Source organism: Geodermatophilus bullaregiensis, from assembly GCF_016907675.1.
GTDB classification, from domain to species: Bacteria; Actinomycetota; Actinomycetes; order Mycobacteriales; family Geodermatophilaceae; genus Geodermatophilus; species Geodermatophilus bullaregiensis.
Genome location: NZ_JAFBCJ010000001.1, coordinates 260,450 through 284,869, shown reverse-complemented (window position 1 = coordinate 284,869; position 24,420 = coordinate 260,450). Strand labels below are relative to the sequence as shown.

Annotated in this window: 22 protein-coding genes and 1 pseudogene; 10 read left to right on the top strand and 13 right to left on the bottom strand. The window is 74.2% G+C overall.

Going from position 1 to position 24,420, the window contains the following annotated elements:
• Positions 1–257: 257 nt before the first annotated feature.
• From JOD57_RS01265 to iolC, 8 genes are all read right to left on the bottom strand, one after another.
• Positions 258–1,751, bottom strand: a complete 1,494-nt coding sequence (locus tag JOD57_RS01265) for a CoA-acylating methylmalonate-semialdehyde dehydrogenase (RefSeq protein WP_204690231.1) — start codon at positions 1,749–1,751, stop codon at positions 258–260.
• 17 nt (positions 1,752–1,768) lie between these two features.
• Entirely contained in the window at positions 1,769–2,644 is an 876-nt protein-coding gene (locus JOD57_RS01260; protein ID WP_239568023.1) for a sugar phosphate isomerase/epimerase family protein, read from the bottom strand.
• Positions 2,641–3,714 carry a Gfo/Idh/MocA family protein gene (locus JOD57_RS01255; RefSeq protein WP_204690229.1) on the bottom strand — a complete coding sequence of 358 codons (1,074 nt, stop codon included), beginning with the start codon at positions 3,712–3,714 and terminating at the stop codon, positions 2,641–2,643. The genes JOD57_RS01260 and JOD57_RS01255 overlap by 4 nt, the downstream gene beginning before the upstream one ends.
• Positions 3,711–4,703: a sugar phosphate isomerase/epimerase family protein gene (locus tag JOD57_RS01250; RefSeq protein ID WP_204690228.1), complete on the bottom strand. Its 993-nt coding sequence runs from the start codon at positions 4,701–4,703 to the stop codon at positions 3,711–3,713. The genes JOD57_RS01255 and JOD57_RS01250 overlap by 4 nt, the downstream gene beginning before the upstream one ends.
• A gap of 46 nt (positions 4,704–4,749) precedes the next feature.
• Complete coding sequence (gene iolD, locus JOD57_RS01245; protein WP_204690227.1) at positions 4,750–6,681, bottom strand: 3D-(3,5/4)-trihydroxycyclohexane-1,2-dione acylhydrolase (decyclizing); 1,932 nt, start codon at positions 6,679–6,681, stop codon at positions 4,750–4,752.
• Positions 6,678–7,583, bottom strand: coding sequence for a 5-deoxy-glucuronate isomerase (gene iolB / locus JOD57_RS01240; RefSeq protein ID WP_204690226.1), 906 nt, complete (start codon positions 7,581–7,583; stop codon positions 6,678–6,680). The genes iolD and iolB overlap by 4 nt, the downstream gene beginning before the upstream one ends.
• A 109-nt stretch (positions 7,584–7,692) precedes the next feature.
• Positions 7,693–8,616, bottom strand: a complete 924-nt coding sequence (locus tag JOD57_RS01235; RefSeq protein WP_204690225.1) for a class I fructose-bisphosphate aldolase — start codon at positions 8,614–8,616, stop codon at positions 7,693–7,695.
• Positions 8,609–9,571 (bottom strand): 5-dehydro-2-deoxygluconokinase, encoded by a 963-nt coding sequence (gene iolC / locus JOD57_RS01230; protein ID WP_204690224.1) that lies wholly within the window; start codon positions 9,569–9,571, stop codon positions 8,609–8,611. Before iolC ends, JOD57_RS01235 begins: the two co-directional genes overlap by 8 nt.
• Before the next feature lie 224 nt (positions 9,572–9,795).
• Between iolC and JOD57_RS01225 the strand changes: the two genes are divergently transcribed.
• Both JOD57_RS01225 and JOD57_RS01220 read left to right on the top strand, forming a co-directional pair.
• The gene (locus JOD57_RS01225; protein ID WP_204690223.1) at positions 9,796–10,524 is read left to right on the top strand and encodes a GntR family transcriptional regulator; all 729 of its coding nucleotides are present in this window, start codon (positions 9,796–9,798) and stop codon (positions 10,522–10,524) included.
• A 116-nt stretch (positions 10,525–10,640) separates the two neighbouring features.
• Positions 10,641–10,961 carry a hypothetical protein gene (locus JOD57_RS01220; protein ID WP_204690222.1) on the top strand — a complete coding sequence of 107 codons (321 nt, stop codon included), beginning with the start codon at positions 10,641–10,643 and terminating at the stop codon, positions 10,959–10,961.
• Positions 10,962–11,012: 51 nt separating this feature from the next.
• Here the strand turns inward: JOD57_RS01220 and JOD57_RS01215 are convergent, their stop codons facing one another.
• A complete protein-coding gene (locus JOD57_RS01215; RefSeq protein WP_204690221.1) occupies positions 11,013–11,273 on the bottom strand; it encodes a hypothetical protein in 261 nt (86 codons plus the stop codon).
• Between the two features lie 303 nt (positions 11,274–11,576).
• On the opposite strand from JOD57_RS01215, the gene JOD57_RS01210 reads away from it, so the two are divergent.
• The 3 genes from JOD57_RS01210 (at position 11,577) to JOD57_RS01200 (ending at position 14,879) form a co-directional block, all read left to right on the top strand.
• Positions 11,577–12,449, top strand: a complete 873-nt coding sequence (locus tag JOD57_RS01210) for an endonuclease I family protein (RefSeq protein WP_204690220.1) — start codon at positions 11,577–11,579, stop codon at positions 12,447–12,449.
• A 161-nt stretch (positions 12,450–12,610) separates the two neighbouring features.
• A complete protein-coding gene (locus tag JOD57_RS01205) occupies positions 12,611–13,804 on the top strand; it encodes an MFS transporter (protein WP_204690219.1) in 1,194 nt (397 codons plus the stop codon).
• A gap of 205 nt (positions 13,805–14,009) precedes the next feature.
• On the top strand, positions 14,010–14,879 hold the full coding sequence (locus JOD57_RS01200; protein WP_204690218.1) for an alpha/beta fold hydrolase: 870 nt from the start codon (positions 14,010–14,012) through the stop codon (positions 14,877–14,879).
• Positions 14,880–14,903: 24 nt separating this feature from the next.
• On the opposite strand, the gene JOD57_RS01195 is transcribed toward JOD57_RS01200, so the two are convergent.
• A complete protein-coding gene (locus JOD57_RS01195) occupies positions 14,904–15,737 on the bottom strand; it encodes a hypothetical protein (protein ID WP_204690217.1) in 834 nt (277 codons plus the stop codon).
• A 281-nt stretch (positions 15,738–16,018) separates the two neighbouring features.
• On the opposite strand from JOD57_RS01195, the gene JOD57_RS01190 reads away from it, so the two are divergent.
• Positions 16,019–17,560 carry an acyl-CoA synthetase gene (locus JOD57_RS01190; protein WP_204690216.1) on the top strand — a complete coding sequence of 514 codons (1,542 nt, stop codon included), beginning with the start codon at positions 16,019–16,021 and terminating at the stop codon, positions 17,558–17,560.
• 51 nt (positions 17,561–17,611) lie between these two features.
• Here JOD57_RS01190 and JOD57_RS01185 read toward each other — a convergent pair whose 3' ends face one another.
• From JOD57_RS01185 to JOD57_RS01175, 3 genes are read right to left on the bottom strand one after another with little or no spacing between them, the layout of a single operon-like run.
• Positions 17,612–17,821, bottom strand: a complete 210-nt coding sequence (locus JOD57_RS01185; RefSeq protein ID WP_204690215.1) for a dodecin — start codon at positions 17,819–17,821, stop codon at positions 17,612–17,614.
• Between the two features lie 39 nt (positions 17,822–17,860).
• On the bottom strand, positions 17,861–18,520 hold the full coding sequence (locus tag JOD57_RS01180; protein WP_204690214.1) for a TetR/AcrR family transcriptional regulator: 660 nt from the start codon (positions 18,518–18,520) through the stop codon (positions 17,861–17,863).
• A 4-nt stretch (positions 18,521–18,524) separates the two neighbouring features.
• Positions 18,525–20,069 (bottom strand): MFS transporter, encoded by a 1,545-nt coding sequence (locus JOD57_RS01175; protein ID WP_204690213.1) that lies wholly within the window; start codon positions 20,067–20,069, stop codon positions 18,525–18,527.
• 184 nt (positions 20,070–20,253) lie between these two features.
• Here JOD57_RS01175 and JOD57_RS01170 point away from each other — a divergent pair, with 184 nt between their 5' ends.
• From JOD57_RS01170 to JOD57_RS25975, 4 genes and pseudogenes are all read left to right on the top strand, one after another.
• Complete coding sequence (locus JOD57_RS01170; RefSeq protein ID WP_204690212.1) at positions 20,254–21,648, top strand: aspartate aminotransferase family protein; 1,395 nt, start codon at positions 20,254–20,256, stop codon at positions 21,646–21,648.
• A 101-nt stretch (positions 21,649–21,749) separates the two neighbouring features.
• Positions 21,750–22,880, top strand: a complete 1,131-nt coding sequence (gene ald, locus JOD57_RS01165) for an alanine dehydrogenase (RefSeq protein WP_204690211.1) — start codon at positions 21,750–21,752, stop codon at positions 22,878–22,880.
• A 192-nt stretch (positions 22,881–23,072) separates the two neighbouring features.
• A pseudogene (locus tag JOD57_RS25980) lies at positions 23,073–23,846 on the top strand (aldehyde dehydrogenase family protein); the annotation flags it as partial.
• Positions 23,788–24,387, top strand: coding sequence for an aldehyde dehydrogenase family protein (locus JOD57_RS25975; RefSeq protein ID WP_204690210.1), 600 nt, complete (start codon positions 23,788–23,790; stop codon positions 24,385–24,387). The pseudogene JOD57_RS25980 and the gene JOD57_RS25975, both read left to right, overlap by 59 nt.
• Positions 24,388–24,420 lie beyond the last annotated feature (33 nt).

The following is a 24,420-nucleotide window of genomic DNA, read 5'->3' as shown; positions in this document are numbered from 1 at the left end:
GAGCGCGTCCGCGCCGCCCCGCGGGCCGGCCGAGGGGGTCAGGGCCGGACCTCGCGGGACCCGGCCCGGTCGGGACAGGAGGACCCGTCCTCCCGGGCGTCACCGGCGGCGAACACGTCCAGCACCTCCTGCGGGTCCCGTACGGCGATGGTCACGGCGCGGGGACCACTGTCCGGAGTCCGGGAGTGGTGCCCGCGCCGCGGTCCCCACCCCCCGCCGCGAGCGCGCGAGCGGCGGGGGACAGGAGGGACCTCACCTCAGGCGTTCTGCGGGAAGCCGAGGTTCAGGCCGCCGTGGCTGGGGTCCAGCCAGCGGCTGGTGACGACCTTGCCGCGGGTGAAGAAGTGCACGCCCTCGGCGCCGTGCGCGTGCGAGTCGCCGAACAGGCTGTTCTTCCACCCGCCGAACGAGTAGTAGGCCATGGGCACCGGGATGGGCACGTTGATGCCGATCATCCCGACCTCGACCTCGTGCTGGAAGCGCCGGGCCGCGCCGCCGTCGTTGGTGAAGATGGCGGTGCCGTTGCCGTACTCGTTGCGGTTGATCAGCTCGACGGCGTGCTCGTAGGTGTCCACGCGCAGCACCGAGAGCACCGGGCCGAAGATCTCGTCGGTGTAGACGCTCATCGGTGGCTCGACGTGGTCGACCAGGGTGGGGCCGAGCCAGAAGCCGTTCTCCCCGCCGTCGGGGGTCACCTCGCGGCCGTCGACGACGAGCTTGGCGCCCTCCTTCTCACCGGCCTCCACGTAGGAGGCGACGCGGTCGCGGTGCCGCTTGCTGATCAGCGGGCCCATGTCGGCGCCCTTGCGGCCGTCGCCGGTGCGCAGCGTGGCGGTGCGCTCGGCGATCCGGGCGACCAGGTCGTCGCCGATCCCGCCGACGGCGACGATCGCGCTGATCGCCATGCAGCGCTCGCCGGCCGACCCGAACCCGGAGTTCACCGCCGCGTCGGCGGCCAGGTCGAGGTCGGCGTCGGGCAGCACGACCATGTGGTTCTTCGCCCCGCCCAGGGCCTGGACCCGCTTGCCGTTCCGGGTACCGGTCTCGTAGACGTAGCGGGCGATCGCCGTGGACCCGACGAAGGACACCGACCGGACGTCGGGGTGCTCCAGCAGCCGGTCGACGGCGACCTTGTCGCCCTGGGCGACGTTGAACACGCCGTCGGGCAAACCGGCCTCCTTCCACAGCTCGGCGACCCACAGCGAGGCCGACGGGTCCTGCTCACTGGGCTTGAGGACGACGGTGTTGCCGGTCGCGATCGCGATGGGGAAGAACCACATCGGGACCATCGCCGGGAAGTTGAACGGGCTGATGATCGCCACCGGGCCGAGCGGCTGGCGGATCGAGTAGACGTCGACGTTGGTCGAGGCGTTCTCGGTGAACCCGCCGCGCACCAGCGACGGGACGCCGCAGGCGTACTCCACGACCTCCTGGCCGCGGGAGACCTCACCGAGGGCGTCGTCGAGGACCTTGCCGTGCTCGGCGGTGATGATCGCGGCCAGCTCGGGCTTGCGGTCGTTGAGCAGCTCCCGGAAGCGGAACAGCACGGCGGTGCGCTTGGCCAGCGAGGTGTCACGCCAGGCCGGGAACGCCGCGGTCGCGGCGGCCACGGCCGCGTCGACGTCCTCGACCGAGGCGAGGGCGACCTCGCCGGAGACCTCGCCGGTCGCGGAGTCGGTCACCTCTGCGGTGCGGCCGCTGGTGCCCTCGCGGCGGGCGCCGTCGATCCAGTGCGGGATGGAGGTGGGCATGGGGTGCCTCTCTCGGTTCAGGGGGTGGTTCCGTCGGGGAAGTGCTTGGTGACCAGCTCGCGGATGGCGGAGAGCATCCGGGTGCCGGACTCGCGGGCCTCGTCGTCCCAGCCGAAGACGCAGGTCGTGAGGACGCCGTCGAAGCCGATCCCCGCCAACGCGGCGAAGGCCTCGTCGGCGTCCACGTCACCGCGGCCGAGCTCCATGTGCTGGTGGACGCGGACGGTGTTGCCCGGGGGGTTGGTGATGTAGCGCAGCCCGTCCGAGGCACGGTGGTCCATCGAGTCGGCGACGTGCACGTGGGTGAGCAGGTCGCCGGCGGAGGCGATGATCCCGGCCGCGTCGTCACCCTGGTGGAACGTGTGCGGCATGCAGTACAGGAAGCTGACGCACGGCGAGTCGATACCGCGCACCATGTCGACCGCCGGGTGGCCGAGCTCGATGAAGTCGTCGGGGTGCGGCTCGAGTGCGAGCTTGACGCCCTCGCGCTCGAAGGTCGGCAGCAGCTCCTCCATCGACCGCCAGAACATCGCCTCGGCGAGCTCCGGCGCCTCGGGCCGGCCGTTGAACTCCGAGTTGAGCGTGTCCACGCCGAGCTCGACGCAGATCTCGATCGCCCGCTTCCAGTAGCGGACGGCGGCCTGCCGCTCCACCTCGCCCGGGCCCGACCAGCGCATCACCGGCAGCAGCGAGGTGACGCCGACGCCGGCGTCGGCCAGCCTGGAGCGGAGGGCCCGCACCGTGGCGGTGTCCACCCGCGGGTGCTTGAAGAACGGGATGAAGTCCTCGCGGGGCGAGAGCTCGATCCACTCGTAGCCCATGCCGGCCACCACGTCGGGCAGCTCGAGCAGCGGGACGTCGCGCAGCATCTGCGGGTCCAGCGCGATCCTCATCGTGGCTCCAGCCGGACCTCGGTGCGCTGCCCGCTGTGCAGCGCCTCGATGCCGGCGGCACAGACGGCCTGGGCGGCGTAGCCGTCCCACGCGCCCGGGCCGTCGACCTCACCGCGGCGGGCGGCGTCGACCCACCGCTGCAGCTCGATGTCGTAGGCGCGGCCGAACCGCTGCCGGAAGTCCGGGGCGATGCTCGTCGACCGGGCCGCACCCGACGGGCTCCCGGAGGTGCGGACCAGGCCGGCGTCCAGGCCGATCATCGCGCTGCCGTCCTCGCCGACCACCTCGGTGCGCACCTCGTAGCCGACGCCGGTGCTGACGAAGCACTCGACGTCGACCATCCGGCCACCGGTGGTCTCGAACAGCACCAGCAGCGGGTCGGACTGGCCGGCGACGGCGTGCCGGGTCGCCCGCGGCCGGAGCACCGTGACCGCGGCGACCTCCTCGTCCAGCAGGAACCGGGCGACGTCGACCTCGTGCACCACCGAGTCGCTGACCATCATCTCGCTGGTGAAGTGCGGCGGGACGGCGGCGTTGCGGTGTGCGCAGTGCACGACCAGCGGTTCCCCGAGCCCGCCGGAGTCGAGCAGCGCCTTCAGCTCGGCGTACTCGGGGTCGAAGCGCCGCATGAAGCCCACCGTGACCAGCCGACGGCCGGTGCGGGCGGCGTGGGCGTCCTCGGCCCGCACGAGCGCCAGTGAGCTCTCGGCCTCCATGGTCAGCGGCTTCTCGCACAGCACCGGGATGCCGCGCTCGATGCACGCCAGCACCTGCTCCTGGTGGTACTGGCCGGGGGTGGCGATGAGGACGGCGTCGACGTCGTCGTCGGCGATAGCGGCCAGCGGGTCGCCGATCACCCGGCAGCCGGGCACGCCGGCGGCCACCTGCTCGGCCTTGTCGGCGAAGGCGTCGCTGACCGCGACGACCTGCGCCCCGGAGATGCGGCTGTAGAGGCGGGCGACGTGGTCGGCGCCCATCATCCCGACACCGAGCACAGCGACCCGCAGGTCGCGCGCGGGGACGTCGGCGAGGTCCGGGAGCGCCCCGGCGCGGGTCTCGGCGGTGGTCACGCCTGGGTCTCCGATCCGGTGGTGGGGGTCCTCGGGGAGCCGAGCTGCAGCGAGGGGAACCCGCAGCTGCCGATGTAGCGGTGGGTCCGCTGCGCGATCGGGAAGGGCACGTCCGGCGGACAGGGGTAGAGGTCGTGCTCGACGATCGCGAACACGTCCAGCCCGTGCTCCTCGATCGCCTCGAACAGCGGCGGGTACGCCGGGACACCGTTCGGCGGCTCGGTCATGGCGCCCATCGGCACCGCAGCCGCCCAGGTGATGTCCTCCGCCAGCACCCGGTCGATCACCGCAGGGTCGACCTGCTTGAGGTGGAGGTAGCCGATCCGCTCGGGGTAGCGGCGGATCAGGTCCAGGTTGTCACCGCGGTAGTAGCTGACGTGCCCGGTGTCCAGGCACAGCGGCACGTACTGCGGGTCGGTGTCGGCGAGGAACCGCTCGATGTCGCGCTGCCAGCCCACGTGCGTCTCCGCGTGCGGGTGGAAGGCGATGGACAGGCCGTACTCCTCCTGCACCGCCTTCCCCAGCTGCGTCACGCCGGTCGTCTTCGCCCGCCACTGGTCGGGGGTGAGGTCGCGGGACTCGACGTCGGCGCCGGTCTTCTGGTCGCGGAAGGTGTCGGGGATGACGACGACGTGGGTGCCGCCCATGGCCTGGGTCAGCGCGGCGACGTCCCTCACCTGACCCCACACCGCCTCCCAGGAGTCGGGACGGTGCAGGTGCTCGAACACCGTGCCGGCCGACACCTGCAGGCCGCGCGCGGCGAGCTCGTCGGACAGCTGCGCCGGTTCGGTGGGCAGGTAGCCGTAGGGCCCCAGCTCGATCCACTCGTAGCCGCAGGCGCTGACCTCGTCGAGGAAGCGCTGCCACGGCACCTGTGCCGGGTCGTCGGGGAACCAGACGCCCCACGAGTCGGGCGCCGACCCGACCCTGATCCGGCTCCTGCCGGTCTGCTGCTGCGGTGCCGGCGCGACCTGGCTGTCCGCGCTCATGCGGTCCTCCTCTGGGACGGGTGGTTCACGGCGGGGTGCGGGTGGGTCACGGCTGGGACGGACCGAGGAAGGGACGCTGGACGGCCTTCCAGCGGTCGTAGACGGCGCGGGCCTCCTGCGTGCTCGACAGCGTCGAGACCTCGCTGACCGGCACGTCCCACCACGACTGGCTGGAGGGCGCGTCGATGAGCGGGTCGGTCTCGACGTGCACGACCGTCGTCCGGTCGCTCGCCTTGGCCTTGCGCAGCGCCGCCTCGAGGCTGGGCCCGTCCTGGGCGATGAGGACGTCGACGCCGAGGCTCGCGGCGTTGGCGGCCAGGTCCACCGGCAGCACATCGCCCTCCAGCCGGCCGTTGGCCGCGCGGTAGCGGTAGCGGGTGCCGAAGCGCTGGGACCCCAGCTGCTCCGACAGGGCGCCGATCGAGGCGAAGCCGTGGTTCTGGACCAGGACGACGACGATCTTGACGCCCTCCTGGACGGCGGTGACCAGCTCGGTCGGCATCATCAGGTAGGAGCCGTCGCCGATCATGACGAACACGTCGCGGTCGGGGCTGGCCATCCGGATGCCGATGCCACCGGGGATCTCATAACCCATGGTCGAGTAGCCGTACTCGACGTGGTAGCCCTTGCGGTCGCGGACCCGCCACATCTTGTGCAGGTCCCCGGGCATGGACCCCGCTGCGCAGACCACGACGTCGCGTGGGGCGGAGACCTCGTTGACGACCCCGATGACCTCGTTCTGGGTCAGCCGGCCGCCCTCGCCGGCGCTGGGCACCTCCGGGTGGTACGCGGCCTCGACGGTGGCCTCCCACTCGGCGGCGAGCTCCGCGGTGCGGGCCCGGTAGGCGTCGTCGACCGACCAGCCGGCCAGCGCGTCGGTGAGCGCGGTGAGGGTCTCCCGCGCGTCGGCCTGCACGGTCACGCCGGCGTGCTTGGCGGCGTCCATCGCGGCGACGTTGACGTTGACGAACCGCACGCCGGGGTCGTTGAAGGCGGTGCGCGAGGCGGTGGTGAAGTCCTGGTAGCGGGTGCCGATCCCGATGACGACGTCGGCCTCGCGGGCCAGCGCGTTGGCCGCCGTCGTCCCGGTGGAGCCGATCGCGCCCACCGACTGCGGGTGGTCGTAGGGCAGGGCACCCTTGCCGGCCTGGGTCTGCCCGACCGGGATGCCGGTGGCGGTCGCGAAGGCGTCCAGCGCCTCGGTGGCCTGCGAGTAGACGACCCCGCCGCCGGCGACGACCAGCGGCCGGCGGGCCGAGCGGATGACGTCGACGGCGCGCTGCAGGGCGGCCGGCTCGGGCAGCGGCCGGCCGACGTGCCAGGTGCGCTCGGCGAACAGCTCGACCGGCCAGTCGAACGCCTCGGCCTGCACGTCCTGCGGGAAGCAGAGGGTGACCGCACCGGTCTCGGCCGGGTCGGTGAGCACCCGCATCGCGCCCAGCAGCGCGCCGGGCAGCTGCTCGGGCCGCCAGATGCGGTCGAAGTACCGCGACACCGGCCGGAACGCGTCGTTGACGGTCACGTCGCCGCTGTCGGGCCGCTCCAGCTCCTGCAGCAGGGAGCCGGCCGAGCGGGTGGCGAAGGTGTCGGCCGGGAGCAGCAGCACCGGCAGCCGGTTGATGGTCGCCAGTGCCGCGCCGGTGAGCGTGTTCGTCGAGCCCGGGCCGACGCTGGTGGACACCGCCCAGGTCTGCAGCCGGTCCTTGGCCCGGGCGTAGGCCACGGCGGTGTGCACGACGGCCTGCTCGTTGCGCCCGAGCACGTAGGGGAGGGTGCCGGGGGTGTCGACCTCGGCCTGCAGCAGCGCCTGGCCGAGCCCGGCGACGTTGCCGTGCCCGAAGATGCCGAAGCAACCGGCGAACAGCCGCTGCCGCTGCCCGTCGCGCTCGGTGTACTGCTGCGCCAGGAAGCGCACCACGGCCTGGGAGACGGTCAGCCGCACCGTCTCCAGGTCGGCCGGCGGCGGGAACTCGCTCACGGTCGGGACTCTCCGTTCGGGGTCGCAGGGTCGTGCAGGGGGAGGCGGGGGTCGATCGGCTCGGCGGCCCAGGTGCCGCGGATCCAGGCGTGCTCGGGGTCGTCGACGATCCGCCAGGCGCGCTCGGCCCCGGGACCGGCCATGACGTTGAGGTAGTAGAGGTCGTGGCCGGGGGCGGCGATCGACGGACCGTGCCAGCCGTGCGGGATGAGGACCACGTCGCGGTCGCGCACCTCGGCCAGCACGTCGATCGGCCGATCGGGTGTGCCGTAGACCCGCTGGTAGGCCAGGCCCGGCTGCCCTCCCGGCCCGGGCGCCACCTCGAAGTAGTAGATCTCCTCGAGCTCGGTCTCCACCTCGGAGGACTCGTCGTGCTTGTGCGGCGGGTACGACGACCAGTTGCCGCCGGGGGTGATCACCTCGCAGGCGATGATCGCGTCGGCCTCGAAGACGTCCGCGGTCGCGAAGTTGTTCACCTGGCGGCTGCACCGGCCGGCCCCGCGCAGCTCGACCGGCACGTCGGCGGCCGGGCCGTAGCGGACCGGCAGCCGCCGGCGGGCGCGGGCGCCGCAGAGGGCGAAGCGCCCGCCGCCGGGGCTGGACAGTGTCGCGGTGGCCTCCCGCGGGAGGTAGGCGAAGTCGGTCGGCCCGGCGAAGACGTCGCTGCGGCCGGCGAGGGTCAGGACCTCCCCGTCGCACTCGATGCCCAGACCGCCTTCCAGCGGGACGACGACGACCTCGTCGGGGCCGGTCTCCAGCGTGTGGCGGCCTCCGGCGGCCAGCCCGAGCACCCGCAGGCTCGAGTGCCCCCAGCCGGCGGACTCCGGCGTCACCTCGAGGGCGTACGGGCCGGTGGCGGCGGTGCCGGCGGGCAGGTGCAGCGACTCGGTGGTCGCGGTCATGTGCTGCTCCTCTGCGATGGGGAGGACGGCGGCTTGCCGAGGCGGCCCCGGCCCTCCTGCAGGGGCCCGCCGCGAGCTCGCGAGCGGTGGGGGGCACGAGGGCCCTTCGTCAGTGCACCAAGGAGACCGCGGTGTCCACGGCGGCGGCGACGTCGTCGTCCGGCGGGTAGAGCAGCGTGCGGCCGACGACGAGGCCCCGGACCGCGGGCAGCGCCAGGGCGTCGCGCCAGCTGGCGTAGGTCTCCTCGGGCCGGCGGGAGGGGTCCCCGCCGAGCAGCAGGGTGGGGAGGGTGGTGGCGTCCATGACCCGCTCCATCTCGGCGACCACCGGCAGCTTGAGCCAGGTGTAGGCCGAGGTGGCGCCGAGCCCCTGGGCGATGTGCACCGACTTGATCACCCCGTCGGGGCTGAGGTCGTTGGCGACCCGCCCGTCGACGCGCCGCGACAGGAAGGGCTCGAGCATGGCCACGACCCCGGCCCGGGCGAGCTCGGTGACCGCGCTCCCGGACCGCTCCAGCATCCCGACCGTGCCGGGGTCGTCGAGGTCGATCCGGTTGAGCATCTTGGCCGCGTCGAACCGGGCCTCGACCACGCCGGCGACGTCGTAACCGGTCATCCGGTCGTCGAGCTCGAAGCTGGCACCGGCCAGCCCGCCACGGTTCATCGAGGCCACCACGACCTTCTCCTCGAGCGCACCGAGCAGCAGCAGGTCCTCGGCGACGTCCGCGGTGGCGAGCAGGCCGTCGACGCCGGGGCGGGCGAGCGCGGTCCGGAGCCGGTCGAGCATGTCGGTGCGGCTGTTCATCGCCGTCGGCCGCCCCTGGGCGGACAGGGCGCCGCGGGCCGGGTGGTCGGCGGCGACGAGCATGAGCCGACCGTCCTCGGGGAGGAACGCCGGCCGCCGGCGGCGCGCGGCCAGGGCCCGGCCGATGGCCTGCGGGTCCCGGCTGCGCAGCTCGGTGACCTCGGCGTAGGTGGTGCACACCGGCGGGGCGCCGAGCACCTCGGTGGGGGCCAGGGCGGTGTCAGACACGGGTGCCCTCCAGGGAGACGGTGACGTGGGACTCGATCTCGGCGGCGGTCGGCATCGCGGTGGAGCACTCCAGCCGGGAGGCGACGATGGCGCCGGCGGCGTTGGCGTTGCGCAGCACCTGCTCCAGCGGGAGGCCGGTGAGCAGGCCGTGGGCCAGTGACCCGCCGAAGGCGTCACCGGCGCCGAGGCCGTTGACCACCTCGACCGGCGTGGGCGGGACGACGACCCGCTCGGTGCGGGTCTTGCCCAGGACCCCGCGGGGGCCCTGCTTGACGATCGCCAGCTCCACCCCGGCGTCGAGCAGCGCGTCGGCGGCGCGGTCGGGGTCGGTCTCCCCGACCGCGACCTCGCACTCCTCGCGGTTGCCGACGGCGACCGTGACGTGGGGGAGGGCCGCGCGCACCTGCGCCGTGGCCTCCTCCCGCGACGTCCAGAACATCGGCCGGTAGTCCAGGTCGAGCACGGTGTGCCGGCGCCGTCCCCGGGCCTCCCACGCGGCGTGGTGGGCCGACCGGCTCGGCTCCTCGGACAGGCCGGTCACCGTCGCCCAGAACAGGCCGGCGTCCCGGATGGCCGAGGTGTCCAGGTCCTCGGGACGGATCTGCAGGTCCGGGGCGGTGGGCCGGCGGTAGAAGTACAGCGGGAAGTCGTCGGGAGGGAAGATCTCGCAGAAGGTGACCGGCGTCGGGTGGGCCGGGTCGACCACCACGAGGCCGTCGTCGACGCCCAGCTCGCGCAGGGCCCGCCGCACGAACCGGCCGAACGGGTCGTCGCCGACGCCGGTGACCAGGGCGGTGGCGTGGCCCAGCCGGGCCGCGGCGACCGACACGTTCGCGGCACTGCCGCCGAGGAACTTGCCGAACGTCTCGACGTCCTCGAGTCCGACGCCGACCTGCAGGGGGTAGACGTCGACCCCACTGCGGCCCATCACGACCATCTCCCGGGCGTTTCCCACGGTGCTCCGTCCCCCTGCTCGCCGGTCCGCCTGCCCCTGGGACTGTGCTCCGGGACACACGCTCATGTCAAGACTTTGTAAGGACATGAAGCCAACAGGACTTCTAGATGTTGACCACCACGAACGAGTGAGGACGACAGGAGGTGCAGAGGTGCGATCATGACGTGGCGGTTGTGCCGAGTCGCCGGCCGGACCGATGCGGTGCCTGCAGCCGAGGAGGGCCTGTGCTCACGTTCGACATCGACCGCTCCAGCCCGACCCCGCTGTACTTCCAGCTCGCCCAGGCGATCGAGGGCGCGATCACCGGGGGCGCCCTGCCGGCCGGCTCGCGGCTGGAGAACGAGGTCCTCCTCGCCCAGCGGTACGGGCTCTCCCGCCCGACCGTGCGCCGGGCGGTGCAGGAGCTGGTCGACAAGGGGCTGCTGGTGCGCAAGCGGGGGGTCGGCACCCAGGTCATCCAGCCGCACGTGCGCCGCTCGGTGGAGCTCACCAGCCTGTACGACGACCTCTCCAGGGCCGGCGATGCGCCGACGACCGAGGTGTTGTCACTGGACCGGGTCCCGGCGCCGGCCGACGTGGCCAAGGAGCTGGACGTGACCGAGGGCGACGAGATCGTCGTGGTGCGCCGCCTGCGGCGCTCGCACGGGGAACCACTGGCACTGCTGACCAACCACCTGCCGGGGCGCTTCGAGCCGACCGTGGAGCAGCTGACCGAGCGGGGCCTCTACCAGTACCTACGCGCTCAGGGCGTGCACCTGCGGGTGGCCCACCAGCGCATCGGTGCGCGGTTGGCTCGCGCCGAGGAGGCCCGCCTGCTCGACGAGCCGCCGCGCTCTGCCCTCCTCACGATGCAGCGGACCGCCTTCGACGACCAGGGCGGGGCCGTCGAGTACGGCCGGCACGTCTACCGCGCGTCCCGCTACGACTTCGAGACCACGCTGGTCGGTCGCTGACCCCCCCGGCGCGTCGGGACTTCGGCATGACCTGTGCCTCGTTTCCGGTCCGGCCTCCGGTGGTCTCGGCCACATCTGCTCACTCGTGGTGGGCACACTCACAGTGTTCCGGCGACATGTGCCAAGCCCGGTGGTCGACCATGGAGGAGGAGACACCGACCGAGAGCACGACGACCGAGACCATGGAGACCACCATGCAGGGCACTGCCTTCGCCATCGCCGACACCACGCCCGACCTGGGCTTCCTGAACGCGCTGCGCCGCCGCCGCGCCGAGCGCCGGGCTCGTCGCGCGCTCGAGCGCGAGCTCGCCGACTACGCCACCGTCAGCGACCGGGACGACCTCGCCGCCCTGATCGCCGGCCGTGGGGACACCGACAGCGCCGCGGCCAGCGTCCTCGTCGCCCAGGCCCGCCGCGATCTCTTCCGCGCCCGCTGAGGGTGAGGGGACCCTCCCCTCACCGGCTCGGTGGGCCTGGAGGGCCCCTCCTCAGGTGAAGGGGTTCTCACCGGCCTCGATCTCGGCCGCGAACTCCCGCAGCGCCGCCCGGTCCGGACTGCCGCCGGCGTCCCGCACCGCGGCGTCCAGCGCGGCGAGGACCTCGTCCGCCGGCCGGCCGGCCATGCTGTCGCCGATCCCGGCCAGCGTGGGGGCCACGCGCTCGCTGAGCAGCTCGGCCCGCCGGGGCGCCGGTGGCCGCAGGAGGCGGAGGAGCTCCTCCTGCACCCCGTTCCTCGATCGCCTCGGCACGTCCCACCTCCTCGTCCTGTGACGGGTGGGCGCCCGGTCTCGAGGCGCGAGGCCGACGACCGAGGACGCCCTGGGCGGCTGCAAGCTACCCCGTCCGCGACCGGCGCGGCGCAGGTGCAGGCCGACGGCGACGGCGACCGGCCGTGCCGCGACCGTCCACTGGCGCACCCCGTTCCGGGCCGGTCCTCACGAGCACGAGCAGTTGCGGGATGTCCGTTGACGCCCGGGTGACGGGGAGTGAGTAGCTCTTCCCGCGTGAGCACCGAGGCGGTACCCCGGTCGAGTGCACCGGCGACGGTGGACGTGGACGCTGCGCTGGCCGAGCTGGCCGCGGCCCGGGACCGCGTCTACCACGACGCGGAGGCCGACCGCGCGGCCGCCGACGCCTACTACCGGGGGGTCGCCCCCGAGGGGTTCGCGGAGCTGCTGAGGCGCACGCACGTGCGGATGCCGGGGTACCGGCCGTCCAGGGAGCTGTACCCGTGGGTGGACCTGCAGCCCACCGGGGTGCTGCGGAGCCTGTACACCGGCCACGAGTGGGACCCGGAGGAGCTGATCCGCGCCGACCTCGCCGTCGCCGAGGCCCGCACCCGGGAGCTGGCCGCCCGGTCCGGCGGGCCGGGGGCCCGGGCCGACGCCGGGGCGGAGGCCGCGCTGGCGGCCGAGGTAGAGGCGGCGTTGCCGTTCAACTGCGAGCACGTGGTGCCGCAGAGCTGGTTCGCCAGGAGGGAGCCGATGCGCGGGGACCTGCACCACCTGTTCGCGTGCGAGGCCCGCTGCAACAGCTTCCGCGGCAACACCCCCTTCGAGGAGTTCGCCGACTTCCCCCCGCCGGCGACGGCGGGCCCGGCGCCCCGGGTGGTGCGCGGCGAGTGCGGCAAGAGCGAGGGCGAGGGGTTCGAGCCGACCCACGGCAAGGGCGCCGCCGCCCGGGCCGTCCTCTACTTCCTGCTGCGCTACCCCGGCGAGGTGCAGCCCGGTGAGATGCCGCCGGAACGCCGGGAGGTGCTGGTGCGCTGGCACGAGGCCGACCCGGTGACCGACTGGGAACGACACCGCAACGCCGCGATCGCCGAGCGCCAGGGCAACCGCAACCCCCTCGTCGACCGGCCCGAGCTGGCCGGGGAGCTGTGCGGTCTCCTGGGCGAGGGGGCTCCCCGGGCCGGCCACCGGTAGGTACCCCGCCACCCTGCGCAGGTCCCCCCGGGCGTCGGCGACCGCCCCGGCGCCGGCGGCGACCGCGTCGGGGTCGGCGGGGCGGGCGCCGAGGTGGTGGACTCGCCCCGTCGGGCGGCCACGGTGCGGCGTCGTCCGTGGACCGGTGCGGAGGTGGCGTCGTGCAGGTGCGGCCCCGCGCGCTCGTCCTGCTCGTGGCGATGGCCTCCGCCGTCGCCCAGGCCTTCGGCCGCTTCTCGTACGCGTTGCTGCTGCCGGCGATCAACCGCGACCTGCTGGACTCCTACGCGCTGGCCGGGCTGGTCGCCACCGCCAACGTCACCGCCTACCTGCTCGGGACCGTGGCGGTCAGCGCGCTCTCCCGCCGGGCCCGGCCGGCCGCGCTGATCCAGGCCGGGCTGGCCTGCAGTGCCCTGGGCCTCGCGCTGCTCACCCGTGCCGGCGGCGCCGGGGGGCTGGCCGTCGGCCTCACCCTGACCGGCGTCGGCGGCGCGTTCATCTGGGTGCCGGCTCCCGGGCTCGCGGGCTCCGTCGTCCGCCCGTCGCGCCGCGGCGCCGCGATCGGCGTCGCCGGCTCGGGCATCGGCGGGGGGATCGTGTTCGCCAGCGCCCTGACGTGGGCGCTGCAGGCCCGGGGCGGCGACGCCTCCTGGCGCACGGTCTACCTGGTGGAGACGGCGGTCGCGCTGGTCGCGCTCGTCCTGTGCCTGCTCCTGCTGCGGCCGGCGCGGCACCGCGACGACGACGCCCCCGTGCGCGCCGGCGCCCTGCGCCGGGTCCCCGGCTGGATCGGTCTCACCGGCGGGTACGCCGCCTACGGCCTGGCGTACTCCGTCTACACCAGCTACCTGGTGACCGCGCTCGAGGACGACGCGGGCTTCTCGGCCGGACACGCCTCGGCGGTCTACACGCTGGTGGGCGTCGGCCTGACCGCCGGCGGGGTCGTGCTCGGGCCGCTGTCGGACCGGTGGGGCCGCGGCGGCACGCTGATCGGCGGCTACCTGGCCATGGCCGCGGCGATCCTGCTCGTGCCGCTGGGCGTGGAGCCCCTGGCCTCGGCCTCGGCCCTGCTGTTCGGCCTGACGATGTCGGGGCTGCCGGCGGTCATCGCCGCCCACCTGTCGGACTCCCTGACCCCGCGGGAGTTCGCCGGGGCCTTCGGCCGCTGCACCCTGGCCTTCGGCCTGGCGCAGCTGTGCGGCCCCCCGCTCGGGGGGTTCCTCGCCGAGACGGCCGGCGGGTTCCTCGTCCCGTTCGTCCTCGCCGGGGTCGTGGCGGCGGTCGGCGCCGGGCTCAGCGTCGGTGTCCTCCGCGCCCCGACGGCGCGCCGCCGGCCGGACCGCACCCGCTCCTGAGCGCCGCCGGCCGGCCCTGTCCGCTTCGTCACATCGCGCCGCTGCCCGGTCGTGGGGGAGTCCTGCCCCCTAGCCTCGGTGGCACGCCGTGCTCCCCGTGCCACGAGCGCGTGCCACGAGCCCGTGCCACGGGTGGGGCCGTCGGCGCCGGCCCACCACCACCACCCGTGTCGAGGAGGATCCGATCAGTCGCCGTGCGCCCCGGGTGAGGTCCCTGCAGGTCACCGCTCCGGACGGGACGCCCATCCGGGCGTGGTCGGCCGGCAGGGGGACGCCCGTCCTGCTGTGCAACGGGTTGGGCGCCTCGCCGTCGGCCTGGCCGGCCCTCGTGTCCGAGGACAGCGGCTTCCAGGTCGTCGGCTGGGACCACCGCGGCCTCGGGGCGTCCCGCCGTCCGCGGGACCCCGGCGCGGTGCAGGTCGAGGACCACGTGGGCGACGCCCGCGCGGTCCTCGACGCCTTCGGCCTGCCGGCCGTGACCGTCGTGGGCTGGTCGCTAGGGGTCAACGTCGCGTTCGAGCTGGCGCTGGAGGACCCGGGGCGGGTGGACGGTGTCCTGGCCGTCGCGGGCGTGCCGGGGGGCAGCTTCTCCTCGCTGTTCGGGCCGTTCGGGGTCCCGCGCCGCCTGCGGGCCCCGGTGGGGCGGCTGAGCAGCCGGCTGCTGCCGGTCGTCGGGCCGCTGCTGCCGGTCCTCACCCGCGGCCTGCAGCCCTGGCAGACCGTGCTCGCGCCGGCGGTCGCCGGACGGTCGACCGCGGAGGCGGCGCGCCTGCAGGCGCTGGCCGCGGTGGTCGGCGAGTTCGCCCGGCACGACTGGGGCTGGTTCCGGCACCTCGCGGTGGCCGTCGCCGACCACGCTCCGCTCGACCTGTCACCGCTGTCGTGCCCGGTGACCTTCCTGGCGGGCCGGTACGACACGCTCGTCGACGTCGCGGACGTCCGGGCCGCGGCCGCCGCGGTGCCCGGGGCCCGTTACCGCGAGTTCGCGGCGACGCACTTCCTGCCGCTGGAGGCACCGAGGGCGATGCTGGACGAGGTGCGCCGGCTCACCGCGACGCGGGCCCTGCGCGTCTGAGCGGAGCGTGGGTGCCGCCGACGGTCAGTCCTCGTCCGGGGAGCAGTCCAGCCCCCCGTTGTGCCCGTCGCGGAGGTCCCACTCCTCGGTGCGGGGCGGGCTCGTCCACGTGTGCGAGGCCGCGTCCAGGCCGCCGCCGGCAGCGGTCCAGGCGGTGTACACGCCGCAGGGGCCGTAGGGCAGCAGACCCGTGCTCTCGACCTGGACGGAGCTGCGCGGCTGGAGGGCGACGGTCTGCCGCACGAGTTCACCGGTCGAGCCGACGTGGCCGCCGGTGCCGTAGAAGGTGCCGGTGGCGAGCACGTTGACGTCCTCCACGAAGTCGGACGTGTTGGTGATCCGGTAGGACTGCCGGCCCGCGTTCTCCTCGTGGTACCACGTGTCCTCGACGACGGGCAGGTCGGCCGGGTCGTTCCAGCCGCACTGCCCCGTGGTGCTCACCGCCCAGGTCGCCGTGGCGACACCGCCGGCGAGCTCGGTGACGGTCGCCCGCAGCGCCGGCACGCGGAGGTGGCCGTCGGAGGCGGCCTCGAGGGTGATCCTGTCCGTCGACTGGCCGGTCGTGACCACCAGCGAGTCGCGGAGGACGCCCGAGAGCTTCTCCCGCAGGGCGATGTCGTGGCTCTCGCCCGCCCTGAGCGCCGGCAGCCGGAACCCGACGGCGTAGGTGCCGAAGTCACCCGACGACCGCACGCAGCTGACGCTGACGTCCGACACGTTGGCGTCGTTCGCCGTGGCCGTGACGTTGGGGTTGGTCGCGATGACCGCCGCGGAGGCGGTGCCCGCGCCGGCCACGAGTGCGGCACCCGTGGCGGCCAGCGCGACCGCAGCGCTGAGGAGCCTGTTCTGGCGGGACACGCGGTTCCCCGATCCTCCCCGTGGGGGTCGATGACGGTCCCGCACGCCGTCGGCGTGGAACGGGGAGCATCGGACCACGGGTGCCCGGCCCCGTGGGTGAGGCCCGGTGCAGCTGCGCGCTGCCGGTGACGGGAGGGGAGGCGCCGTCCTCTCGACGCCGACGGCCCCGGAGGCGTCGAGTGCCGCTCCCGTGTCCCTGCCGGACCGGTGCGACCACTCCCGTTGCCCGCCCCCGCCCTACTGTGAGGCGCGGCACAGCCGACACCGAGAGGGGAGCGCCGGTGTTCCCGGGTACCCACGCGCGGACCACGCCGGAGAAGGCGGCGATCGTCGTCGCCGAGACCGGGGACGTCGTCTCCTATGCCCGGCTCGACGAGCGCTCCACCCGCCTGGCGCGGGTGTTCCGCGAGGCCGGCCTGCGCCCGGGGGACCACGTCGCCTTCCTGTCGGACAACCGGCCCGAGGTCTTCGAGGTCTACTGGGCGGCGCTGCGCTCGGGCCTCTACGTCACCGGGGTAAACCAGCACCTCTCGCCGGACGAGGCCGCCTACGTCGTCGAGGACTGCGGCGCCCGCGTGCTCGTCGTCTCCGCGGCGGTGGCCGACCTGGCCGCCGCGGTGGCCGGGCGCGTCCCCGCGCTGGAACTGCGGCTGGCCCTCGGCGGAGCGGTGCCCGGGTTCGACTCCTACGAGGACGCGCTGGCGTCGGTGTCCGCGGAGCCGCTGGGCGACCAGCCGTGCGGCGCGGACATGCTCTACTCCTCGGGCACCACCGGCCGGCCCAAGGGCGTCGAGCCGGCGCTGCCCCAGCGGCAGGTGGACGAGCCCGGCGACACGGTGGCCGGCGTCTTCGGCCCCCTGTACGGCTTCGGCCCGGACACCGTCTACTACTCGCCCGCACCGGTCTACCACGCGGCGCCGCTGCGCTTCGGCGGCATGGTGCACCGGTACGGCGGCACCCTCGTCCTCGCCTCCCGGTTCGACGCCGAGGCCGCCCTCGCCGCGATCGAGCGGTACCGGGTCACGCACGGGCAGTTCGTGCCGACGATGTTCGTCCGGATGCTCAAGCTGCCGCCCGAGGTGCGGAACTCCTACGACGTCTCCTCGCTGCGGGTCGCGGTGCACGCCGCGGCGCCGTGTCCCGTCGAGGTCAAGCAGCAGATGATGGACTGGTGGGGACCCGTCCTCCACGAGTACTACTCCTCCACCGAGGCCAACGGCGTCACCCTCATCGGACCGGAGGAGTGGCTGCAGCGACCCGGCTCGGTCGGGAGGGCCGGCCTCGGGGTCGTCCACGTCTGCGACGACGAGGGGCGCGAGCTGCCGGCCGGCGAGGTGGGGACCATCTGGTTCGAGCGCGACGAGATGCCCTTCGCCTACCACGGGGACCCCGCGAGGACGGCGCAGGCGCAGCACCCCGCGCACCCGACCTGGTCGACGGTCGGGGACGTCGGGTACGTCGACGACGAGGGCTACCTGTTCCTCACCGACCGCAAGGCGTTCACGGTCATCACCGGCGGGACGAACGTCTACCCGCAGGAGGTCGAGGACGTCCTGACCCTGCACCCGGCCGTCTACGACGTCGCCGTCATCGGCGTGCCCGACCCCGACATGGGTGAGGTGGTCAAGGCCGTGGTGCAGCTGCCCGAGGGCGTCGAGGGCGGCCCCGCGCTGGAGCGGGAGCTGATCGACTTCGTGCGCTCCCGCATCGCCCACTTCAAGGCACCGCGCAGCGTCGACTTCGTCACCGAGCTGCCGCGCACGCCCACCGGCAAGCTGCAGAAGCACAAGCTGAAGGCCCGCTACGCCGCCGTGGCCGGCTGACGAGGCGCCGGGACCGCCCGGGGCGCCGGTGCGCGGCCGGACGGGCGCAGGTCAGTCCTCCACCCGGAACCCGACCTTCAGCGTCACCTGCACGTGCGCGACCACGCCCTCGCTCACGTGCCCGCGGACCTCCTGCACCTGGAACCACTCGATGTTGCGGACCGTCCGGGAGGCCCGCGCGATGGCGGTGCGGATGGCGTCGTCCACGCCCGTCGTGCTGCTCCCGACGATCTCGCTCAACCGGTAGACGGGGTCGTTCACGGCGGGCTCCTCTGCTCGTGGTGCAGCCTGTGACGCCCGTCACCCTAGGGCCGGGCGCTCCTCCGCTCGTCCCGTGGCGCCCCCCGGCGAGCCGGTGACCAGGCGGCCGGCGAGGACCTGCGCGGCGTCCGTGGCGCACCGGCGGAAGAGCGCGTCGTCCCCGGTGCACAGCCAGTTCACCGACGCCCCGAACAGCAGGCCGAGCACCGACTCGGCCAGCACGTCGACGTCCCCGGCCCACGTGCCCCCGGACACCTCGGCCACCCGGTGCAGCAGGTCGAGCGCGTCACGGCGGTACTGCTCGGTCGACTCCCGGGCCGCGGCCCGCAGGTCGTCGTCCCGGCCGCCCATCATGGTCAGCTCCTGCAGCACCATCTCGGCACCCGGGTCGGCGATCACGCTGTCGGCGTAGCCCACCAGGGCGCGGGTGAGCACCTCGGCGGGTGTCCCCCCGGCCTCCACCGCCCGCATGAGCAGCGCGGTGGCCCGGTCGCGGTCGGCCTCGAAGACCGCACGCACCAGCTCGGCCTTGGACCCGAACGCGTAGTGCACGGCGCCGAGCGGGACGCCGGCCTCCCGCGCGACCGCCCGCGTGGTGAGCGCCCAGGCCCCCTCCCGCTGCATGACCTGCATGGCGGCCGCCACGAGTTGGGCCCGGCGCTGCCCGACGGGCAGGTGTGCGCGCTTGGCACTGGTCACCGCCTCACCGTCCCACCGTCTCCCGCGTCCCCGCCGGGCGCTCGGCGGACGCGGACGGTGCGGCGGCCCCCGCGTCGCCGCGGAGGAGGACGACGGCCTGCACCGCCACGTACGCGGCGACGAGGGCGGCGACGACGAGGACGACGTCCATGCCCGCGACGAAGGCCCGCCCGGCCTCGGCCAGGAAGGACGCCGCCGTCTCCGGTGGCAGCTGCGCGGCGACCTCCGCCGCCCCGCCCAGGGTCTCGCGGGCGGCGTCGACGGCGTCCCCGGGCACCCCGTCGACCGCGCCGAGGTGGGCGGCGTAGACCGACAGCCCGACGGTGCCCAGCACCGCGGTCCCCATGGCGCCGCCGAACTCGTAGGCCGTCTCGGACACCGAGGCCGCCGCGCCGGCCCGCTCCGGTGGCGCCGTGGCGAGGATGACGTCGTTCGTCAGGGCCTCGGCCGCGCCGACGCCGGCGCCGATGAGCACGCTCGCCACGACCAGCACGCCGCGGTCGCCGTCCACCCCGAGCAGGGTGGCGACCCCCAGCCCGGCCGCGGTCAACGCCATGCCGCCGCCGATGACCCAGCGCAGCTCCAGGTGGCGGGCCAGCCAGGGCGCGGACAGCGACCCGCCGACGGTGGACACCGCGAGGGGCAGCAGCCACAGGCCGGCGACCAGCGGGCTCGTGCCGAGCACCAGCACCAGGTACTGCGGGAGGAAGAACATCAGCCCCAGCAGGGCGAAGACCGTCAGCAGGTTCGTCCCCACCGCGACGGAGAAGGCGCGGTGCCGGAACAGCCCCAGGTCCAGCAGCGGCTCGGCGAGGCGGCGCTGCCGGCGCACGAAGACCCACAGCAGCGCCGCCCCGGCGGCGAGGGACGCCACCGCGGGCGCGCCCAGGCCGTCCTTCGCCGCCGTCTTGAGCGCGTACACCACCGGCAGGACGCCGGCGATCGACAGCACGGCGGAGAGCACGTCGAGCGGTGCGGGCCGCGAGCGCGACTCGGGCAGCAGGGCGAGGGCGCCGACCACCAGGAGCACCATGACCGGGGTGTTCACCAGGAACACCGAGCCCCACCAGAAGGACTCGAGCAGGACGCCCCCGACGATCGGGCCGACCGCGGCGCCGCCGGAGAAGGCCGCCGCCCACACGGCGATGGCCAGACGCCGCTCCCGGGGATCGGGGAACACCGAGCGCAGCAGCGCCAGGGTCGAGGGCATCAGCGTCGCCCCGCCGAGCCCGAGCAGCGCCCGGGCCGCGATCAGCATCCCCGGCGTCGTCGCGAAGGCCGCGATCGCCGAGGCGATCCCGAAGGCCACGGCGCCGGCCACCAGCAGCCGGCGCCGCCCGATGCGGTCCCCCAGGTTCCCCATGAGCACCAGCAGGCCGGCGAGCAGGAACGAGTAGACGTCGACGATCCACAGCAGCTCGGTCGACGTCGGGCCGAGGTCGGCGGTCAGGGCGGGGACGGCGATGCCGAGCACCGTCATGTCGATGCTGATGAGCAGGACGGGCAGCGCCAGGACCGCCAGGGCGGCCCAGCGACGGAGCGGACTCACGAGATCCTCGAGACGGGGGAGTGCGGGGGACCGCACGAGTCTGCCATCGATTAGGTCGATCGACCAAATCCTGTCGCCGACGCAGGGGGCCCGCCTCCACGTCCGGGTCACGCCGACGGCCGTCGCCGTGGGAGCCTCGGGGTCGCGCCCCGCACCACCGGACCGACAGCCACGAGGAGCCCGCATGACCACCTCGATCGAGCAGCCCCCGGCCGGCGTGCCGGACGCGACGGCGGCCCGCGCCGCGGACCACCTCTGGATGCACTTCGCCCGCCAGGGGCGCCACCCCGAGACGCCCGTCCCCGTCGTCACCCGCGGGGAGGGCGCCTACATCTGGGACAACCGGGGCCGCAGGATCCTCGACGGGCTGTCCGGGCTGTTCGTCGTCCAGGTCGGGCACGGGCGTCGCGAGCTGGCCGAGGCGGCCGCCAGGCAGGCCGCCGAGCTGGCGTACTTCCCGGTGTGGGGCTACACGACCCCGGTGCAGGCCGAGCTGGCCGAGCGGGTCGCCGACCTCGCGCCCGGTGACCTGAACCGCGTCTTCTTCACCACCGGTGGCGGAGAGGCCGTGGAGTCGGCGTGGAAGGCCGCCAAGCAGTACTTCAAGCTGATCGGCAAGCCGCAGAAGCACAAGGTGATCAGCCGCGCGGTGGCCTACCACGGCACGCCGCACGGCGCGCTGGCCATCACCGGCCTGCCGGCCATGAAGAAGGACTTCGAGCCGCTGGCCCCCGGCGGCTTCCGGGTGCCCAACACCAACCTCTACCGCCACCCCGAGTTCGCCGAGGACCCGAAGGCCTTCGGCCGCTGGGCCGCCGACCGGATCGAGGAGGCGATCCTCTTCGAGGGCGCCGACACCGTTGCCGCCGTCTTCCTCGAGCCGGTGCAGAACTCCGGCGGCTGCCTGACGCCGCCGCCGGGCTACTTCGACCGGGTCCGCGAGATCTGCGACCAGTACGACGTGCTGCTGGTGTCCGACGAGGTCATCTGCGCGTTCGGCCGGCACGGCGCGACGTTCGCCTGCGAGAAGTTCGGTTACACCCCCGACCTGATCACCTGCGCCAAGGGGATGAGCTCCGGCTACGGCCCGATCGGCGCGATGATCGCCTCCGAGAAGGTCGTCGAGCCCTTCCTGCGCCCCGGCGTGGCGTTCCCGCACGGCTACACGTTCGGCGGCCACCCGGTCGCGGCGGCGGTGTCGCTGGCCAACCTCGACCTCATGGAGCGGGAGGGGCTCAACCAGCGCGTGCTGGACAACGAGGCGGCGCTGGGCGCCACCCTCGGCAAGCTGCTGGACCTGCCGATCGTCGGCGACGTCCGCGGCGACGGCTACTTCTGGGCCGTCGAGCTGGTCAAGGACAAGGCCACCCGGCAGACCTTCGACGCCGCCGAGCGGGACCGGCTCGTCCGCGGGTTCCTGCCCGGCGCGCTGTTCGACAACGGCCTGTACTGCCGCCCCGACGACCGCGGCGACGTCGTCGTCCAGGTCGCCCCGCCGCTGATCTGCGGCCAGCCGGAGTTCGACCAGATCGAGCAGGTCCTGCGGCACGTGCTGACCGAGGCCCAGACCCTCGTCTGAAGAAGGACCTCCCTGCAGGGCCCCACCGGGCCGCGACCGCCGTGGCCCCCGACACCCGCTCCGGTGCGACCGCACCGGGCACCGACCGGAGGGAGCACGCCGTGAGCACGCTCGTCGTCGGAGTACCGAGCGAGATCAAGGACAACGAGAAGCGGGTGGCCCTCACCCCCGACGGCGTCGTGGAGCTGGTGCACGACGGCCACCGCGTCGTCGTGCAGTCCGGCGCCGGTGCCGGGTCCCGGTTCGCCGACGACGAGTACGCCGCCGTCGGCGCCGAGGTCGTGCCGACCGCCGACGAGGTGTTCGCCGCCGCCGATCTGATCGTCAAGGTCAAGGAGCCGGTGCCCGCGGAGTACCACCGGTTCCGCCCCGGACAGCAGCTGTTCACCTACCTGCACCTCGCCGCCGACCGGGGCCTGACGGAGTTCCTGCTCGAGCGGCGGATCGACTCCATCGCCTACGAGACCGTGCAGACCGCCGACCGCAGGCTCCCGCTGCTGACGCCGATGAGCGAGGTCGCCGGCCGGATGGCCGTGCAGGCCGCCGCGCACCACCTGGAGAGCCCGGCCGGGGGAGCGGGGATCCTGCTCGGCGGCGTCCCCGGCACCCCCGCGGCGAAGGTCCTCATCATCGGCGGCGGGGTGTCCGGCACCGAGGCGGCCAAGATCGCGCTGGGGATGCGGGCCATCGTCCGGGTCCTCGACACCAACCCGAGCCGGCTGGCCTACCTGTCCGACATCTTCGGCGGGCGGCTGGACCTGGTGACGCCCAACCGCGCCCGAACGGCGGACTACGTCGCGGAGGCCGACGTCGTGATCGGCGCGGTCCTCGTGCCCGGTGCCAAGGCGCCCACGCTGGTCAGCCGGGACATGATCGCCGCGATGCGCCCGGGCAGCGTGGTCGTCGACATCGCCATCGACCAGGGCGGCTGCTTCGAGACGAGCCGGCCGACCACCCACTCGGAGCCCACCTACGTCGAGGAGGGCGTCATCCACTACTGCGTGGCCAACATCCCCGGAGCGGTGGCCCGCACCTCGACCCTGGCCCTGACCTCGGCCACGCTGCCCTACCTCGTCCGGGTCGCGCGGCACGGCGTGACCGGGGCGGCCCGGACCGATCCCGCCCTGCGTCTCGGCCTGAGCACGCTCGACGGGCACCTGGTCAACCAGCCGGTCGCCGAGGCGCACGAGCTGCCCTCCACCGACCCCGCGGAACTACTCGCGGCGCGCTGAGGTCGCTCCCGGTCGGCCGCCCCCCTCCCACCCGGCTGATGCTGATCGGCGGGAACCGGGTCGAGGCCGCCGACGGCGGGTGGCGGGAGATCACCAGCCCGGCCCGTCGGGGTCAGGTCCTCGCCCGCGTCCCCCCGGGGCGACGCCGCGGACGTCGCCCGCGCGGTCGCCGCCGCACGCGCGGCGTTCCCGGCCTGGCGCGACCAGCACTGCACCGCCCGCCAGCGGCTGCTGCTGCGGATCGCCGACGCGCTCGAGGGCCGTGCCGAGGAGCTGGCCCGGGTCACCGCCGCCGACACCGGCAACGCGCTGGGCACCCAGGCGCGGCCGGAGGCGGCGCTGCTGGTGGACCTGTTCCGCTACTTCGGTGGTGTCGCCGGGGAGGTCAAGGGGACGACGCTGCCGGCCGGGGCATCGCAACTGCAGTACACCCGCCAGGAGCCGCTGGGTGTGGTCGGCGCGATCCTGCCGTGGAACTCGCCGCTGATGATCGCCGGCTTCAAGGTCCCGGCCGCCCTGGCCGCGGGCAACACCCTGGTGCTCAAGGCCGCGGAGGACGCCCCGCTGTCCATCCTCCTGCTGGCCGAGATCTGCCAGGACGTGCTGCCGCCCGGTGTCCTGAACGTGGTGACCGGCACCGGCCGTGAGGCGGGAGCGGCGCTCGTCGACCACCCCGGCGTGGACAAGGTCTCCTTCACCGGCTCCACCGAGGTCGGCCGCGGCATCGCCGGCCGGGCCGGGGAGCGGCTGGCCCACGTCTCCCTGGAGCTGGGCGGCAAGAACCCCTCGATCGTGTTCCCCGGTGCGGTGACCGACGAGCTGATCGACGGCCTGGTCCTGTCCTCCCGGGTCCACCGGCAGGGCCAGAGCCGCACCGCCCGACTCGCGGCTGTACCTGCACCGCGACGTGCACGACGAGGTGCTCGCCCGGCTGACGGAACGGCTGGGAGCGCTCCGGGTCGGTGATCCGCTGGACGAGGCCAGCGACATCGGCGCGGTCATCAACCAGACCCAGTTCGACTCCATCACCGACTACCTGGAGGACGGGCTGGCCAACCCGGCGATGCAGGTCGAGCTGGGCGGGCTGCCACCGACCACCGGGCCGCTCGCGGAGGGCTTCTTCCACGTGCCGACGCTGTTCTCCGGCGGCGACAACGGCTTCCGGCTCGCCCGGGAGGAGATCTTCGGCCCCGTCGTCGTCGCCATCCCGTGGACCGACGTCGACGACGTCGTCCGCACGGCCAACGACTCCGCCTACGGACTGGCGGCCTACGTCTGGAGCTCCGACATCGACCAGGCGATCACCACCGCGCACCGCCTGGAGGCCGGCTGGGTGCAGGTCAACCAGGGCGGTGGGCAGGTCGTCGGTCAGTCCTACGGCGGCTACAAGCAGAGCGGACTGGGCCGGGAGGTGTCCCTGGAGGGGATGATCGCCGGCTCCACCCAGACCAAGCAGGTCAACGTGCGCCTCGGCCACGAGGCGACCCCCGCCACGACCGGGACCTGACCGGGCTCCTATCCACCGCGTCGGTCCTCCTGG